This is a genomic window from Bartonella sp. MR168JLCBS, assembly GCF_042194175.1.
This window is the reverse complement of record NZ_JBHIMP010000545.1, coordinates 351-592: the sequence shown is the minus strand read 5'-3', so window position 1 is coordinate 592 and position 242 is coordinate 351. Positions and strand designations below refer to the sequence as shown.

Here is a 242-nt window from a genome sequence, read left to right as displayed (position 1 = left end):
ATATTGAAGAAGAAAAAGTAAAAATTCACGCAGCATGGGATTCGCAAAAAGAAGCGCGCGCCATCGGAGAAGAAATTGAACAAGCGCAACAAGCTGGTCATTCATTAAACCATATAGCTATATTGGTGCGTGCATCATTTCAGATGCGTGAATTTGAAGATTGGTTTGTAACACTTGGTCTCAATTACCGCGTCATTGGTGGACCACGTTTTTATGAACGAATGGAAATACGTGATGCCTTA

General features: G+C 40.5%; 1 protein-coding gene. It reads left to right on the top strand.

Features of this window, described 5'->3' with window-relative positions:
• On the top strand, positions 1-242 hold a 242-nt coding region (locus ACFIK8_RS12545), incomplete at both ends, for a 3'-5' exonuclease (protein ID WP_375669614.1).